Below are 15,507 nucleotides of genomic sequence, written 5' to 3'. Positions count from 1 at the left end.
GAACAGCCATCTTCCATGGCCGCGAAAGGTCGAAATTCCATGAGTCAGACAGAACAACGGGCGCCGCTGCGGCTCGCCCTCGGCCCGGTGGCGCTCGCCGCCGCGCTGGCCCTCGGCGCCGTCGCGTCCCTGCCGGTCCGCGCCCAGGCCGCGGCACCGGCCCACGGCTACGACATTCCCGCCGACACGCTGGAGAACGCGCTCAACCGCTTCGGCCGCGAGGCCGGCATCCTGCTGTCCTTTCCGACCGAGCTGACCGCCGGGCTGCGCAGCAACGGCCTGCGCGGCAGCTACACGGTGCAGGGCGGGCTCGACAGCCTGCTGGCCGGCAGCGGCCTGCAGGCCGCGCGCCAGCCCAACGGCAGCTTCATCCTGCAGCGGCGCGCCGCGGCACCGCAGGCCGGCAGCGGCAGCCTGCCGCCGGTGACCGTGACCGCCGGCACGCAGCCCGAGACCGCGAGCAGCCATGTCGAAGGCTATGTGGCCAAGCGCAGCGCCACCGGCACCAAGACCGACACGCCGCTGATCGAGACGCCGCAGTCGATCTCGGTCGTCACGGCCGATCGCATGGCGGCCATGGGCGCCGCGCGCCTGCCCGACGCGCTGGCCTACACGCCCGGCGTGAAGGCCTTCGACGGCTACGACAGCCGCTACGACTGGCTCTCGCTGCGCGGCTTCGACGCCTACTCGCCGGGCTTCTACCTCGACGGCATGCAGATGCGCAACAACGCGGGCTACGCGGTCTGGCGCATGGAGAGCTACGGCGCCGAGCGCATCGAGGTGCTGCGCGGTCCCTCGTCGGTGCTCTATGGCCAGACCGGCCCGGGCGGGATGGTCAATGTCGTCAGCAAGCGGCCGACCGAGGAGCCGTTGCGCGAAGTGCAGGTGCAGGCCGGCAACCGCTCGCTCAAGCGCGTGGCGGCCGACTTCTCGGGGCCGCTCGATGCGCAGGGCCAGTGGCTCTACCGCCTCACGGCGATGTCGCAGGACAGCCAGACCCAGGTCGACCGCGTGGGCGACCGGCGCCAGTTCCTCGCGCCCTCGCTGACCTGGCGGCCCTCGGGCGACACCTCGCTGACGGTGCTGGCCCACTACGCGAGCATCCGCGCCGGCAATGCCTACGGCTTCCTGCCCGTGACCGGCACGCTGCTGAGCACGCCCTACGGCCGCATCCCGAGCTCGACCTTCGTCGGCGAGCCCGGCTTCGACCGCTACAACCAGAACCAGTGGGACCTCGGCTACCTGTTCGAGCACCGCTTCGACGACACCTGGACCGTGCGGCAGAACGCGCGCTATGGCCGCATCAAGACCGACTACCGCCAGATCTACGCCAACGGCTTCGTCACCAACGATCCCGACAACGTCTTCGATCCGTCGAACTTCCACACCATCAACCGCTCGCTGTTTGCCAGCAGCCCCGAGCGTGGCAAGACCTTCACGCTCGACAACCAGGTGCAGGCCAAGCTTCGTTCGGGCGACTGGCAGCACACCGTGCTGCTGGGCCTGGACTACCAGCGCAGCGTGTTCGACCAGGTGATGTACTTCGGCGAGGCGCCGCAGCTCGAGGTCTTCGCGCCGGTCTACGGGCAGTCGTTCTCGATGCCCGCGCCCAACACCGACTCGCGGGTGCGGCTGTCCCAGACCGGCATCTACCTGCAGGACCAGATCAAGTGGAACGAGCGCTGGGTCGCCACGCTCGGCGGCCGCTACGACCGCGCGCGCGTCGACACCGACAACCACCTCGACCAGAGCACGACGCGCCAGTCCGACCACAAGTTCACCGGCCGCGCGGGACTGGTCTACCTGGCGCCCGGCGGCCTCGCGCCCTATGTCAGCTACTCGGAGTCGTTCTCGCCCTCGACCACCATCGATCCCGACACGCGCCAGCCCTTCAAGCCCGAGACCGGCAAGCAGTACGAGGTCGGCCTGCGCTACCAGCCCGTGGGCACGCGCGACAGCTATAGCGCGGCCGTGTTCGACCTGCGGCGGCAGAACATCGTGACCTTCGACCGCGACTTCGTGCCGCGCCAGACCGGCAAGGCGCGCGTGCGCGGGCTCGAGCTCGAGGCGGCCTTCGAGCCGATGCCGCGCTTCAACGTCGTGCTGGCCTACAGCTGGACGCCGTCCGCCAAGGTCGTCAGCGACAGCAACCCCGACCGCATCGGCAAGCAGCTCGTGGGCACGCCGCGCAACCAGGTCTCGGCCTGGGCCGATTACCGCTTCGGCAACGGCGTGAAGGCCGGCCTGGGCGTGCGCTTCATGGGCTCGACGCACGGCGCCAACGGCACGGCGCCCGCGAAGATCCCGTCGTACACCGTGTTCGACGCAATGCTGGGCTACGACTTCGAGCATTGGGCGCTGGCGCTCAATGCGCGCAACCTCACCGACCGGATCTACCTCGGGCGCAACTGCGACGCCTACAGCTGCGGCTACGGCGAGCGGCGTTCGCTCGTGGCCACCGCCACCTACCGCTGGTAGCGCCGCGGGCTCGGCTATCGTCGGAGGATGTTCGCTCTTCGAGGGAGATCCTCCATGCCCCACCGTCTTTCGCTGCCCGTGCTTTCCATCGGCTGCGCCGTGCTCGCCCTCGGCGGCACGGCCTTCGCCGACACGCTCAAGAAGCCCGCCCTCGACCAGCTCGCCGCGCGCTGGCAGGCCGGCCAGACCGCGAAGGACTTCAATGCCTTCCTGGCCCAGGCCGTCGCCGCGAACCCGGCCCACAAGGAACTGGCCACCGCCGTGTCCGCGTATGGTCAGCGCCAGCCGCTCGCGGGCGATGCGCTGGTCGACATCGCGCGCCTGCTCGGCCTGTACAACCGGCTGCAGAACCAGCAGGCGGCGATCGCGAGCATTGGCGCCATGGTCGCGATCCCGACCGTGCGCAACGTGCAGGTGCCGCCGCACGAGAGCCCCGCGATCCTCGACTTCGGCCGGCTGGTCGAGAAGATGGCGAAGGACTTCGGCCTGTCCTGGCGCAACGTCGACAACCGCATCTTCGAGGTCAGCCTCCAGGGCCGCGGCAGCGAGGAGTTCGGCATCCTCACGCATGCCGACGTGGTGCCCGCCGTGCTGTCCGAATGGGTGCTCGACGACGGCACCCGACTCGATCCCTTCACCATGACCCGCGTGGGCGACTTGCTCTACGGCCGCGGCACCATCGACGACAAGGGCTCGATCGCCGCCGTGCTCCATGCGATGAAGGCGGTCAAGGACAGCGGCCTGCCGCTCGAGCGCGGCATCCGCCTGATGATCGAGACCACCGAGGAGACTGGTGGCGACGCGATGCTCTACTACCGCAACAAGACTGCGCTGCCGGCCTACAACATCGTGCTCGACAGCAAGTACCCGGCGGTGGTGGCCGAGAAGGGCTCGGGCGCGCTCAAGGTGTTCTTCCCAGCGCAGCCCGCCGACCCCGCGGCCACCACCATCGTCGCGATGGCCGGTGCCGCCTCGGCCAATGCGATCGCGCAGACCGCCACCGCCACGCTCAAGAGCGGCGACCTCGGCGCCGCGGCCGCGACGCTCGAGGCCGCGAAGGCCGGCTTCCTGCGCAAGTACGAGGCCCAGGGCGGCAAGTTCGCCATCGATATCGCGCGCGGCGCCGACAGCATCGAGCTCAAGGTCACCGGCGTCTCGGCCCACGGCTCGCGGCCCGAGGAGGGCGTGAACCCGGTGCCGCGCCTCGCGCTGTTCCTCAAGGAATCGGGCCTGGCGCTCGCGCCCAACGGCTTTCGCCAGGCGGTCGACTACCTCGATGCGCTCTACGGCACCGGCTACCTCGGCGAGAAGCTGGCCCTGGGCTATGCCGACGACTTCATGGGCCCGCTGACCTTCTCGCCGAACCTAGTGCGCGCGGGCGCCGACGGCCGCGTCGAGGTCACGGTCAACGTGCGCATGCCACGCGGCCGCACGCCCGACGAACTCAAGGCCCAGGTCACCGCGAAGGTGCAGGCCTGGGCCGATGCGGCCAAGGTCCCGCTCGAGCTCCAGTACGACCAGGGCAACTGGATGGCGCGCGACCCCAAGGGCGCCTGGCTCTCGACGCTGCTGAACATCTACGGCGACACCACCGGGCTGGAGGCCAAGCCCGTGCCCACGGCCGGCAGCACCACCGCCAAGCTGATGCCCAACGCGATCAACTTCGGCCCCGCGATGCCCGGCAAGAAATACACCGCGCACAACGCCAAGGAATACAAGGAAGTGCCCGACCTCGACGCGGACATGCAGATGTTCACGGAGATGCTGGTGCGGATCGGCAATCTGCCGCAGATGCAGTAGCGGCAAAGCCCCGGAGCTCGACCAGCTCGTCGAGGATCGGGCACGCCGGCCGGTGGTCGCCCCGGCACAGGTCCGCGAGCCGTTCGAGCACGCGCTTCGTCGCCTGCAATTCCTCGATGCGCGAATCGAGCGCTTCGGCGCGGCACAGCGTGAGGCGCTTGACCTCGGCGCTCGTGCGTTCCTCGTCGCGCCACAGCGCCACCAGCCGTTCGATCTCGTCCATGGCGAAGCCCAGCGCCAGCGCACGGCGCGCGAAGCGCAGCACGGTGACATGGGCGTGCGTGTAGCGGGGCTCGGCCGCGGCGATCAGGCCACGCGCCTCGCATTGGCGCAGCAGCCGTTGCGAAACGCCGGCGCGCGCGAGCGCGGCCTCGAGGTCGAACCGCGGCGCGGTGTCGGCGTGGACGGGCGATGGAAGGGTGCGAGGGGTCATGCGGCCTCCTGTGGAAGAGGCCCGAAGTCTTCGGTCTCGCACGGTGTCAAGGTCAAGCCGCGGCGCGGCTTTTCCTTGCGGCGCGTGGGCCTATCGCAGGCCGTGCGCCTGCAGCACCGTCTTGAGCCTGCGCACCTCGTGCTGCAGGTCGAGGATCAGCGCCGCGGCATCGAGGCCGACGCCGAAGTCGCGCTCGAGCCGCCGTGCCTCCAGCGCATGCTGCAGGTCGGCGCTCGAGAAGCGCCAGCGCTCGGGCTGCGCTTCCTCGGTCTCGATGCGCACGATGCCGACCTCGACCAGTTGCACGACCCAGGCGGTGTCGGCGCCGCAGGCATGCGCGAGTTCGCTCGCGGCCAGCGGATGCAGTTGGCCGACGGCGGTGGTGGTGATGGAAACGGTCGCCATCTCAGACTCCCAGGTGCTGGCGTGGGTTGAAGGAGGCCGAAGCCTTCGCGAGCGCCTCGTAGGCACTGCGCGTGGCCTCGCTGTCGGCGGGCGGCAGCGCGATGTCGAGCAGCAGGTAGAGGTCGCCGGGCGTCTTGCCCGCGAGGCCGCGGCCCTTGAGGCGCAGCTTGAGGCCGCTCTTGGCCTGCTTCGGCACCGTGACCTCGACCGCGCCGCCGCCGGGCAGCGGCACCTCGACCTGCGCGCCGAGCGCGGCCTCGGTGGGCGTGACCGGCAGGGTCATGTAGAGGTCGCGCGCCTCGACGCGGTAGAGCTTGTGCGGCGCGATGCGCACCTCGAGGTAGAGATCGCCGGCCGGCTCGCCGCCATGGCCCGGCAGGCCCTGGCCCGCGAGGCGGATGAACTGGCCCGGATGCACGCCGGGCGGGATCTTCACGCTCAGGGTGCGCGTTTCCCAGCGCGGCTGGCCCTGCGCGTCGAGCACCTGCGAGCGCAGGCTGATCTCGCGCTCGGCGCCGCCGATGGCGTCCTCGAGCGCGATCTCGATCGCGGCATGGTGGTCCTCGCCGCGCGCGCGGAAGTTCTGCCGCGCGGCGCCGCGGCGCTCGGCCTCGCCGAACATCGAGGAGAAGAACTCGCTGAAGTCGGCATGGTCGGCCGGGCCCTGGCGCGGTCCGCGGTGGAACTCGAAGCCGGCGTCCCAGCCCGGCGGCGGCTGGAAGTCGCCGTCGGGGCGGCCGCCGCGCGCCACGCGGTCGGCCAGGGCGTCGTAGGCGGCGCGCTTCTCCTTGTCGCCGAGCACGTCCTTGGCTTCGTTGATGTCGCGCATGCGCTGCTCGGCGTCGGGCTCCTTGCTGACGTCGGGGTGGTACTTGCGCGCGAGCTTGCGGTAGGCCTTGCGCACCTCGTCGTCCGACGCGGTGCGCTCGATGCCCAGGGCGCTGTAGTAGTCCTTGAATTCCATGGTCTTGGTGTGGGGTGTGGGGACGGCTCGCGCGCGGCGCTCGGAGAACCCTAGGCCAGCGCGGCGTCGCCGTCGGCATGCCGCAGCAGCGGCGTCACGGCCCATGTGGGGCCGCTGCGGTCGAAACGCAATGGCTGCGCGTTGCCCAGCAGCCCCAGGTCGACCGGCACGCCCAGCAGCGCGGCCAGCGCATAGAGCGTGCCGCCGTGCGCCACTACCAGCACCGGCGCGGGCTGGGCCAGGGCCTCGGCCAGCGCGGCGCGCTTGCGCGCGACGAACTGGGCCAGGGTCTCGCCGCCCTCGGGCTCGCAGGCCCAGTCGATGTTGGCCGAGGAGGTGCCGATCAGCGCGCCGAAGTTGCGCTCGCGCAGCACGGCCTGCGCCGTGGGCACCAGCTTGAGCGCGCTGCCCACGGCGTGCGCGGTGTCGAAGGCGCGCCGCGCATCGGAGCATACGATGGTGCGGATCGGCTCGCCCGCCAGCAGTTCGGCCGCGCGCGCGGCCTGCTGCAGGCCGAGTTCGCTCAGCGGCTCGTCGGTGGCCTGGAAGATGCGCTGCGCGTTGCGGCCGGTCTGGCCGTGGCGCAGGAAGTAGAAGTGGTCGCAGGCCGGCGCCAGCGGCTGCGCGGCGGCGAGGGCGATCAGCTGGTCGAGGCCCGAGGGCCGGTGGCCGGAGGCGGAAGGAGTGGCGGCAGTGGTTTGGGACATGGCGTCGATTCTGCGCAATCCATGTGTCGCAGCGGCGGGCTCGGGTTTGCTCGATCTCAGTACGCGAACTGCAGCGGCCGTCCCTCGCGCTGCGCCTCGACGTCGGCGCGGTGGAAGGGCAGCGCGTGCCACTGCTTGGCCGCGAACAGCGGCAGCTGGTCGTAGGCGCGCGGCGAAGCGAGGTCGCTGCTCTGGCCGTAGGTCAGCAGGCCCTGCGCCACCGGCCCGCGCTCGTCGAAGCCCACCACCTGGATGTAGCTGCTGCCGTAGTTGACCTGGTAGCCCTTCGGGTCGATCAGCGACTGGCCCTGCGACTCGAGCTTGTTGAGCACGCCCTCGAACTCGTCGCCGCCATGCAGCGCGATGCGCTGGCCGCGCACCTCGCGCGACTGCGGCACGCCCAGCGGCACGTCGGCCGCGAAGCCCGCGGTGCGCAGGATGCCGACCGCGTCGCCCAGGGCCTTGAAGACCGCGGCGCGGGTGGCGGGCGCGGCCATGTCGAGGCCGGCCGGCGTGGTCACGGGCTGCGCCGGATCGAAGGGCAGGCGCCAGACCTTCGGGATGTCCTTGGCCTTGCGCCAGAACTCGCGGAACAGCGCCGCGCCCTTCGCGTCGGCGTTGCTGGTGCGGTCCCAGGCCGCGAGCACGCGGCAGCCCAGCGCCTGGTCGACGTCGAGCGCGCCGCCGGCGGCCGCGCAGGCGGCCTGCAGGTCGTCCATCACCAGCAGGCCCGCGAGGTTGCGGTCGCGGAAGATCACGCTGCGCAGCTCGGCCGCGCCCATGCGGTTGCCGGGCAGGCCGTCGGCGCCCGCGAGCCGGCCCTCGATCTCGAGGATGCCGCTGCGCGTGCGCAGCCGCTGCGGCACGCCCACCGGCCCGACCAGCGGCGACACGCCCGCCATCGGCGCGATGCGCGGGTTGCTGAGCCAGTAGCTGTCGTTGCTGTTCTGCACCCAGTCGGGCGTGACCACGACCGGCATGCGCACGGGCGCGATGAGGCCCGGCGACGCGGCCGTGGCGTCGCGCTGCCAGGCGCAGGCGGCACGCGAGCCGTCGAGCACGGCGAGGCCGGCCGCGTTGAGCAGCGCCGCGGCGCCCGGCGAGGGCACGCAGGCGCGCAGCTGCTCGGCCGAGACGTCGGGCACCACCGAGAGGTCGGCATACATCGCATTGCCGTCGCGGTCGGCCGCGATGGTGTTGATCCACGGCATGCCCTGGTTGCCCATCGCGGCGCGCAGCTCGGCCACGTTGCGCGCCTGGGCCATGCCCATCCAGGCCTCGGCCGAGCGCACGTTGAGCGTGTTGGCGTCGCGGATCGCATAGGCGCGCTGCGCGGTCCAGCCCAGGCCGGCCTTGGGCAGCGCGATCAGCGGGCCCCATTCGCTCTCGTAGAAGGTGTGCTGCAGCGCCGGCGCGCCATCGCTCGCCGGCAGGGTCACGGTGCGCGCCGTCATGCGGCGGCGCTGGCCGTCGACGATGTAGACGGTCGGGTCGGCCGGATCGAGCTGCAACTCGTAGAGCGTGAAGCGCTTGCCGGTCGACACGGTGTGGGTCCAGGCCACGTCCTTGTTGAAGCCGATCGCCACCACCGGGCTCAGGCCGCCGGTGGCGCCCATCACGTCGACGCGGCCGGGGATCGTCAGGTGCAGTTGCCAGAAGCGGTTGGTGCCGGTCCACGGGAAGTGCGGGTTGCCCAGCAGCAGGCCGCGGCCGTCGGGCGTGGCGTTGCGCCCGAAGGCCCAGCCGTTGGAGCCGAGCTCGCCGCCCTCGGGGTTGGCGTTGAAGCTGTGGCGGCCGATCTCGGCCACGGCCTGGTCGAGCGGCACCGGCGCCGCGCCCGTGCGCGCGCCCGGCACGGGCGGCACCGCCTCGAGCACCGCGCCCGCGAGCGCGCCCAGGCCGCCCTGGATCATCGATTGCTCGGTGGCGCGCGCCAGGTCGGACGCCGTCATCGGCCGCACCCAGGGCTTGCCGCGGCAGGCCGCGGGCAGGCCGTTGGGGCCGGCGTCCTGCAGGTAGCGGTTGTAGCCGGCCACGTAGCCGCGCATCATGGTCTGCACCTCGGTGCTGGTGGTGGCACCGGCGCGCGCGAGCGCGGCGTCGTCCATGTGGTAGCGCACGAACAGGTCGATCTGCGCGTTGGGCATCAGGCCCAGGCCGAAGGCGCCGCGCTCCTGCGCGCCGAAGAAGCGCGAGCGCTCGCCGCGCATCGTCACCAGGTGCTCGGCGGTCTGGCAGACGTTGTCCTGCGCATGCGCGTAGGCGGCGCCGAAGGCCAGGCCTTCGTAGTCGGGCGCGGTGACGTGGGCGATGCCGTAGGTGGTGCGCTCGATCGTGACCGCGCGCCCCGAGGGTGGCGGGGCGCTGGCGCAGCCCGCGAGCAGCAGGGCGGCGGCGAGCAGGGAAAGGGGAAGGGTGGCTGCCTGTCTCTTGGTGTTGTGCATGGTGGTGCGGCGCGAAGCCTTCGTTGGAAAACAGCGGGGGACCGAGCGTAGGCCCGCCTCTGCCGCGCCACCTGTCGCCGGCGCGGCAGCCGGCGCCGGAACGTCTCGCTTCAGCCGAAGCGCATGCCCTTCGGGCGTGCCTGCAGCCGCTCGACGTAGGCGTCGATCCGGGGCCGGTTCGAGCGGCCGCCGAAGGCGCGCAGGTAGATGAACATCGAGCCGATCATCACGTCGGCCGCGGTGAATTGCGCGCCGAACAGGTAGGGGCCGTCGCCGAGCTCGCGCTCGACCGCGTCCTTGGCCTCCTCGAAGTCGGTCCAGCCGCGCGCGCTGTTGTTGCTGCGCAGCCTGAGCATGCTGTCGCCCATCGCGGGCTCGAGCTGCGCGGTCGAATAGACCATCAGCGACAGGAAGCGGCCGCGCGCGGGCGTGCCCACGGGCGGCGCCAGCTTCTTCGCGGGGTACTTCTCGGCGATGTAGAGGCAGATGGCCGCGTTCTCGAACAGCCGCGTGCGGCCGTCGACCAGCGCGGGCAGCTTGCCGGCGGGGTTGATCTTGCGGAACTCGGGCGTCTTGTGCGCCTTCTCGCGCAGCAGCGTGGGCACGATCTCGTAGTCCACGCCCGCCTCGTCGAGCATCCACTTGGCGACCTGCGCGCGGCTGTGCGGGTCGAAATACAGCTTCATGGTCATGAGGGTGTCTTCTTTGGGTTGGTGCTGGCTCAGAACTTCGGGATGCGCAGCGTCTTGCTGATCATCAGCGTGCCCGAGAGCGCGAACAGCAGCGCCATCGGATGCAACTGCCACGGGCCCACGCTCCAGGCGCCGCCCCACAGCGCGTCGCCCAGGCGGCCCTGCGAGGCGGCCCAGGCGAGCACGCCGACCAGCACCACGCTGGTCGGGATCGGCGTGCCCTCGAAGTACTTGACCTTGTCGCCGCCGGCCGAGAGCGATTCGGCCGTGACGTTGAAGCGCGCGAGCCGGCTCACGCCGCAGCAGACGAAGTAGACCAGCGCCACGCAGTCCCAGCCGCCGTCGAGCCCGGCCGCGAAGCCCAGCGCGGCCGGCGCCACGCCGAAGGAGATGATGTCGGCCAGCGAATCGAGCTCGCGCCCGAGCGCCGAATGGGTCTGGCGCCAGCGCGCGATGCGGCCGTCGAACACGTCGAACACGAAGGCCGCGGGCGCGAGCGCGGCGGCCCAGTAGAAGTGGGTGAGCGACTGGCTCGCCATGTAGGCCATCGCGAGGAACACGCCGCCCACGCCGCAGGCCGCGTTGCCGAGCGTGAACACGTCGGCGAGGTGGAAGCCGCGGATCATCGAGAAGTGCTTGCGCACGGGAGCGGGGCGGTTCATGGAGCCTTCTGGAACTGCGGAAATGCGCCGAACCTTAACCGAAGCGCCGAGGCCCCGATGTAGTCGCGCTCCGACGCGCGGGCGCGGACGGCGTCAGCGGCGTTCGCGGCCGCTCGGCGCCACGCCGAAGCGCTTGCGGAAGGCGGTCGCGAAGTTCGTCGCGTGGCGGTAGCCCACGAGCTGCGCGGCCTCCTGCACGCTCAGGCCCTGCGCCAGCCGTTCGCGCGCGAGCGCCATGCGGCGCTCGTGCAGCCATTCGAAGACCGAGCACTGGTAGGCGGCGCGGAACTTCAGGCGCAGCGTGCTCTGGCTCATGCAGGCGAGGCGGGCCAGCGCCTCGAGCGTGTGGTGTTCCTCGGGCGCGTCGTGCAGCCGTTCGCGCACGCGTTCGAGCAACTGGCGCTCGCGCGACGAGGGCAGCGGTGGCGCCGCGGGTGCTGCATCGGCCAGCGCATGCGCGAGCATTTGCAGGCCCACGCCCTGGCACAGCAGCGCCTGCAGCGGGCCCTGCCACTGGCCGCCGAGCACCTGCTCGATGGCCTGCACGAGGTGCGGCGGCACCGCCCAGTGGCGCGGTCGCCCGGCCGGCGAGCGTAGCGCGGCGGCGATCAGCTCGTCGAGCTGCGCGTCGCCCGTGCCGAGCGGCGCGGCGGCCGACACGTTGATGCTGCGCAGCCGCTGGCGGGCCGGGTGGATGCCGGTCATCGACAGCCCGTCGCCATAGGCGGCGCTGAGGCCGCCGTGCGTGCGCATCGGCACGCTGTCGCCGCGGCCCAGCGCGGCCTGTGCCTGGCCCTGCAGCACCACGATGGCCGAGAACCGGGGGCTCGCCTGCGAGGTGGCTTCGTAGTGGTGGTGCACCACGATGTCGGAGGCGGCCAGCGTCAGGCCCGGGCCCAGCGCATGCGTCTCGACGCGACCCTCGGCGATGCACAGCGCCTCGGGGTCGCGCGGTGCGCCCGACAGGTAGGGCAGGCGATAGCGGAAGCCCGCGTCGCGGCCGAGCCGGTCGAAGTCGGCGGCGCTGAAGCAGCACGGCGAAACGCCGGGCGCGAGGGGCGCTTCGCTTTCGGCGCCCGGCATACGTTTGCCGCGCTTCGGCATAGGTCGGTGCATCGCCAGATGGTAACAATTCTCATTTGTCGTTAAACCCTTTGTCCTCACCGCCGCCATGCCGACTGCCTTCCGTTCTACCGCGCCGTTCCGGCGCCATTCCCTGAGCCTCCTGTTCGGCGCGGCGCTGCCTTCGATGTCCGCGCTGGCGCAGGCACCCGATGCCGGATCGGTCGCCGCGTTGCCCGCCATCGAGGTGACCGGCACGGCCGTCACGCCCACCACCGAGGGCACGCAGTCGTACACCACGAAGGCCGCGCGCACCGCGACCGGCCTGCAGCTCTCGCCGCGCGAGACGCCGCAATCGGTCAGCGTGGTCACGCGCCAGATCGTCGAGGACCAGGGCCTGCAGACCACCGGCGACATGCTGAACAGCGTCACCGGCATCTCGATCACGCGCAGCGACGCCAACCGGCTCTCGGTGTCGGCGCGCGGCTTCGCGATCGACAGCTACCAGTTCGACGGCCTCGTGAGCCCGGTGCTGTCGCCCTGGTCCTTCGGCGAGAGCAACCTCGACACCGCCATCTACGACCGGCTCGAGGTGGTGCGGGGCGCCACCGGCCTGATGACCGGCGCGGGCAATCCGTCGGCCGCGATCAACTTCGTGCGCAAGCGGCCGCTGCGCGAGTTCGCGGCCTCGGCCGGCGTGTCGGTGGGCAGCTGGAATTTCCGGCGCGCCGAGGTCGACATCTCGGCGCCGCTCACGCAGGACGGGCGCATCCGCTCGCGCCTGGTGGCGGCCCATTCGGACGGCGACAGCTACACCACCTTTCTCGGCAACCGCTCGAACACCTTCTACGGCGTGCTCAGCGCCGACCTGACGCCGGCCACCGAGCTCACGCTGGGCCTGAGCAAGCAGGACACCGTCACGCGCGGCTTCGGTGCCGGCTTCCCGCTGTTCTACACCGACGGCCGGCGCACCGACTTCGACCGCTCCGTGGCCAGCAACACGGCATGGACCCGGGCCGAGACCGACACCACCACCGCCTTTCTCGACCTCACGCACCGCTTCTCCAACCGCTGGACCGCGCGCCTGGCCTACAGCCACGCCAGCACCGACATGATGATGAAGCACCTCTACCGCGGCGGCGCCGTCAATGCCTTCACCGGCGCGATGAGCGTGGCGCCGTCGTACATCTACTACGACGGCGAACTCAAGCGCAGCGCCGCCCATGCCACCCTCGGCGGCCCGTTCCGCCTGCTGGGCCGCGACCACGAGTTCTCGCTCGGCTGGATGCGCTTCGACGACCGGCTCGACCTGCCGCAGTACCGCGCGCTGAACCAGCCGCCGATCGGCAGCTTCTTCGACTGGCGCGTCGACCGCATCGCCGAACCGCTGTGGTCGAGCGTGCCCTCGCAGGCCGACACCATGCGCGCGCGCCAGGACGGCACCTATGCCGTGGGGCGCTTCTCGCTGGCCGACCCGCTGCACCTGATCGTGGGCGCGCGCGTGAGCAACTGGAAGACCGACCAGAACTATTTCGGCGCGATCCGCAGGTACGAGCACCGCGACCGCATCACGCCCTACGCGGGCCTGCTCTACGACATCGACGACACCTACACGGCCTACGCCAGCTACACCAGCATCTTCAAGCCGCAGAACAACCGCGACGCGGCCGGCGAGATCCTCGACCCGGTGACCGGCAAGAGCTTCGAGCTGGGCCTCAAGGCCGCCTACGCGGACGGCCGGCTCAACGGCGCCCTCGCGCTGTTCCAGACGCGCCAGGACAACCTGGCCGAGGCCATCGCCGGCCAGACCGCGGGCGGCGTGCCCAACACCCAGGCCTACCGCGCGGTGGCCGGCGCGAAGGTGGAGGGCGTGGACCTCGAGCTCAGCGGCGAGATCGCGCGCGGCTGGAACCTCGCCGCGGGCTATACCCACTTCCGTGCCCGCGCCGCGAACGGCACGCCGATCAACACCGGGCATCCGCGCAGCCAGCTCAAGATCTTCAGCAGCTACCGGCTGCCGGGCGACTGGAGCGCGCTGACCGTGGGCGCGGGCGTGAACTGGCAGGGCCGCGCCTACGAGACCGTCATGGCGCCGCCGGCCAACCGCTCCACCGTGGTCGCGCAGTCGGGCTATGCGCTGGTGAGCCTGATGGCGCGCTACGAGATCCGCAAGAACGTCTCGGCCACCCTGAACATCAACAACCTGACCGATCGCAAGTACTACTCGCAGGTGGCCTTCTTCAACCAGGGCTGGTACGGGTCGCCGCGCAACGCGACGCTGTCGCTGCGCGTGCAGTACTGAGGCGCGACCAGGCTCAGAGGCCCTGTCGCGCCTCGGCGATGCGCGCGAAGCGGCCGAGCAGTTGCGCGGAATCGCCGGTGGCCTGCACGCGCTCGCGCAGCGCCTCGGGGTCGAGCCCGGCCGTCTTCAGCGGGCCGGCCAGGCGATCGATGTAGTCGCGCATCGCGTGGGCATCGAACTCGGGATGGAACTGCACGCCCCAGGCGCTGTCGCCGACGCGGAAGGCATGCACCGGGTCGTGCGCGCTGCCGGCCAGCCGCACCGCGCCCTCGGGCAGGCGCAGCGCGCTCTGCCAGTGCACCGCATGGGCCGCGAAGCGCGCCGGCAGGCCGCCCAGCAGCGGGTCGGCGGCGGCGGCCTCCTCGAGCACGACGCTGACCGTGCCGATCTCCGGGCCGCGCGGATGGTCGCCGGCCTCGCCGCCGAGCGCATGCGCGAGCAGCTGGTGGCCATAGCAGATGCCGAGCACCGGCGTGCCCTGCGCCACGGCGCGCGCGAGCCAGCCGGCGGTGTGTTCGCTCCAGTCCTCGCGGTGCGACACCATCGCATGCGAGCCGGTCAGCACCGCGCCCGCGATGGCGGCGGGATCGGGCAGCGTGTCGCCGCGGCGCGGATCGATCACGGCAATCGGCAGCGTGTCGCTGGCCAGGCCGTCGGCGATCCAGTGCTCGAAGTCGCCGTGCGTCTCGCGCAGGGCGTCGAAGGTGTCGCCGAGCTTGACGATGACCAGGGGGAGAGGGTGCGCTGTATCCATTCCCCGATGATGCCAAAGCCTCAGGCCAGCACCACGCGCTCGCAGGCGCGGCGCAGCGCCGGCAGCGCCGGCATGTCGCGCGAGGCGGCATCGGTGACGACCACGTCGATGTCGGCGCTGCGCGCATAGGTGACGCGGCTGGCCTGGCCGATCTTGGCGTGGTCGGCCAGGATCACGAGCTGCTGCGCCTGCTCGGCCATGGCGCGCGCGATCGCCGCCTCGTGGTGCTCGAAGCTCATCGCGCCGTGCTTGGGATGCATCGCCACCGGCGACAGCAGCGCCACGTCGGCGCGGTAGCGGCGGATCTCCTCGACCGTGCCGGCGCCGCAGGTGGCCTGGGTCTTGACGTCGATCTCGCCGCCGAGCAGCACGGTGCGCCCGCCGGTGTCGCGGCCCTCGGCCGCGCCCGCGAGCTTGAGCGCGATGCTCAGCGAGTTGGTGATGACCGTCATGCCGCTGAGCGTGGCCAGCGCCTCGGCCAGCAGCGCGGTGGTGCTGCCGGTGTCGAGGAACACGGTCTGGCCCGGTTCGAGCAGCGCGATCGCGGCCTTGGCAATGGCGCGCTTCTCGCGCTGCCGCGCCACCAGCCGCACCGCCAGCGGCGGCTCGGGCTCCGCGCCCGTGGCCACGGCACCGCCATGCACCCGCCGCAGCTCGCCCAGGCCCTCGAGCTCGAGCAGGTCGCGGCGCACGGTTTCGCGCGAGACCGCGAGGTCCTGCATGATCCGCTCGACGCTCAGGCGCGAGAAGGTGGCCAGCAGGCTGCGGATGCGCAGGAATCGTTCTTCTTGAAGCATGGGATGC

General features: G+C 71.6%; 13 protein-coding genes. 3 read left to right on the top strand and 10 right to left on the bottom strand.

Going from position 1 to position 15,507, the window contains the following annotated elements:
* The first annotated feature begins 39 nt into the window (after window positions 1-39).
* Together AC07RV_RS21020 and AC07RV_RS21015 are read left to right on the top strand one after the other, a co-directional pair.
* Entirely contained in the window at window positions 40-2,478 is a 2,439-nt protein-coding gene (locus AC07RV_RS21020) for a TonB-dependent siderophore receptor (protein WP_296782039.1), read from the top strand.
* A gap of 54 nt (window positions 2,479-2,532) precedes the next feature.
* Entirely contained in the window at window positions 2,533-4,278 is a 1,746-nt protein-coding gene (locus AC07RV_RS21015) for a dipeptidase (RefSeq protein WP_296782038.1), read from the top strand.
* Here AC07RV_RS21015 and AC07RV_RS21010 read toward each other — a convergent pair.
* The 8 genes from AC07RV_RS21010 to AC07RV_RS20975 all read right to left on the bottom strand — a co-directional run bounded on the left by AC07RV_RS21010 (window position 4,232) and on the right by AC07RV_RS20975 (window position 11,668).
* Complete coding sequence (locus AC07RV_RS21010; RefSeq protein ID WP_296782037.1) at window positions 4,232-4,711, bottom strand: MerR family DNA-binding protein; 480 nt, start codon at window positions 4,709-4,711, stop codon at window positions 4,232-4,234. The two genes, AC07RV_RS21015 and AC07RV_RS21010, sit on opposite strands and share 47 nt — an antisense overlap.
* A gap of 90 nt (window positions 4,712-4,801) precedes the next feature.
* Window positions 4,802-5,116 carry a chaperone modulator CbpM gene (locus AC07RV_RS21005; RefSeq protein ID WP_057595067.1) on the bottom strand — a complete coding sequence of 105 codons (315 nt, stop codon included), beginning with the start codon at window positions 5,114-5,116 and terminating at the stop codon, window positions 4,802-4,804.
* A gap of 1 nt (window position 5,117) precedes the next feature.
* On the bottom strand, window positions 5,118-6,080 hold the full coding sequence (locus tag AC07RV_RS21000; RefSeq protein WP_296782036.1) for a DnaJ C-terminal domain-containing protein: 963 nt from the start codon (window positions 6,078-6,080) through the stop codon (window positions 5,118-5,120).
* A gap of 50 nt (window positions 6,081-6,130) precedes the next feature.
* Entirely contained in the window at window positions 6,131-6,787 is a 657-nt protein-coding gene (locus tag AC07RV_RS20995) for a histidine phosphatase family protein (RefSeq protein ID WP_296782035.1), read from the bottom strand.
* A 56-nt stretch (window positions 6,788-6,843) separates the two neighbouring features.
* On the bottom strand, window positions 6,844-9,231 hold the full coding sequence (locus AC07RV_RS20990; protein WP_296782034.1) for a penicillin acylase family protein: 2,388 nt from the start codon (window positions 9,229-9,231) through the stop codon (window positions 6,844-6,846).
* A 110-nt stretch (window positions 9,232-9,341) separates the two neighbouring features.
* Complete coding sequence (locus AC07RV_RS20985; protein WP_296782033.1) at window positions 9,342-9,923, bottom strand: glutathione S-transferase family protein; 582 nt, start codon at window positions 9,921-9,923, stop codon at window positions 9,342-9,344.
* 29 nt (window positions 9,924-9,952) lie between these two features.
* The gene (locus tag AC07RV_RS20980; protein WP_093344709.1) at window positions 9,953-10,585 is read right to left on the bottom strand and encodes a CDP-alcohol phosphatidyltransferase family protein; all 633 of its coding nucleotides are present in this window, start codon (window positions 10,583-10,585) and stop codon (window positions 9,953-9,955) included.
* Window positions 10,586-10,678: 93 nt separating this feature from the next.
* The gene (locus AC07RV_RS20975) at window positions 10,679-11,668 is read right to left on the bottom strand and encodes a helix-turn-helix transcriptional regulator (RefSeq protein WP_296782032.1); all 990 of its coding nucleotides are present in this window, start codon (window positions 11,666-11,668) and stop codon (window positions 10,679-10,681) included.
* An 88-nt stretch (window positions 11,669-11,756) separates the two neighbouring features.
* Between AC07RV_RS20975 and fauA the strand changes: the two genes are divergently transcribed.
* Entirely contained in the window at window positions 11,757-13,949 is a 2,193-nt protein-coding gene (fauA, locus tag AC07RV_RS20970; protein WP_296782031.1) for a TonB-dependent alcaligin siderophore receptor FauA, read from the top strand.
* 13 nt (window positions 13,950-13,962) lie between these two features.
* On the opposite strand, the gene AC07RV_RS20965 is transcribed toward fauA, so the two are convergent.
* The gene (locus tag AC07RV_RS20965; RefSeq protein WP_296782030.1) at window positions 13,963-14,703 is read right to left on the bottom strand and encodes a glutamine amidotransferase; all 741 of its coding nucleotides are present in this window, start codon (window positions 14,701-14,703) and stop codon (window positions 13,963-13,965) included.
* Between the two features lie 20 nt (window positions 14,704-14,723).
* The gene (locus AC07RV_RS20960; protein WP_093344701.1) at window positions 14,724-15,500 is read right to left on the bottom strand and encodes a DeoR/GlpR family DNA-binding transcription regulator; all 777 of its coding nucleotides are present in this window, start codon (window positions 15,498-15,500) and stop codon (window positions 14,724-14,726) included.
* Between the last annotated feature and the right edge of the window lie 7 nt (window positions 15,501-15,507).

Source organism: Variovorax sp. GW821-FHT09B01 (assembly GCF_059418345.1).
The sequence above is the reverse complement of the archived record's forward strand: the minus strand, read 5'-3'. Positions and strand labels throughout refer to the sequence as shown.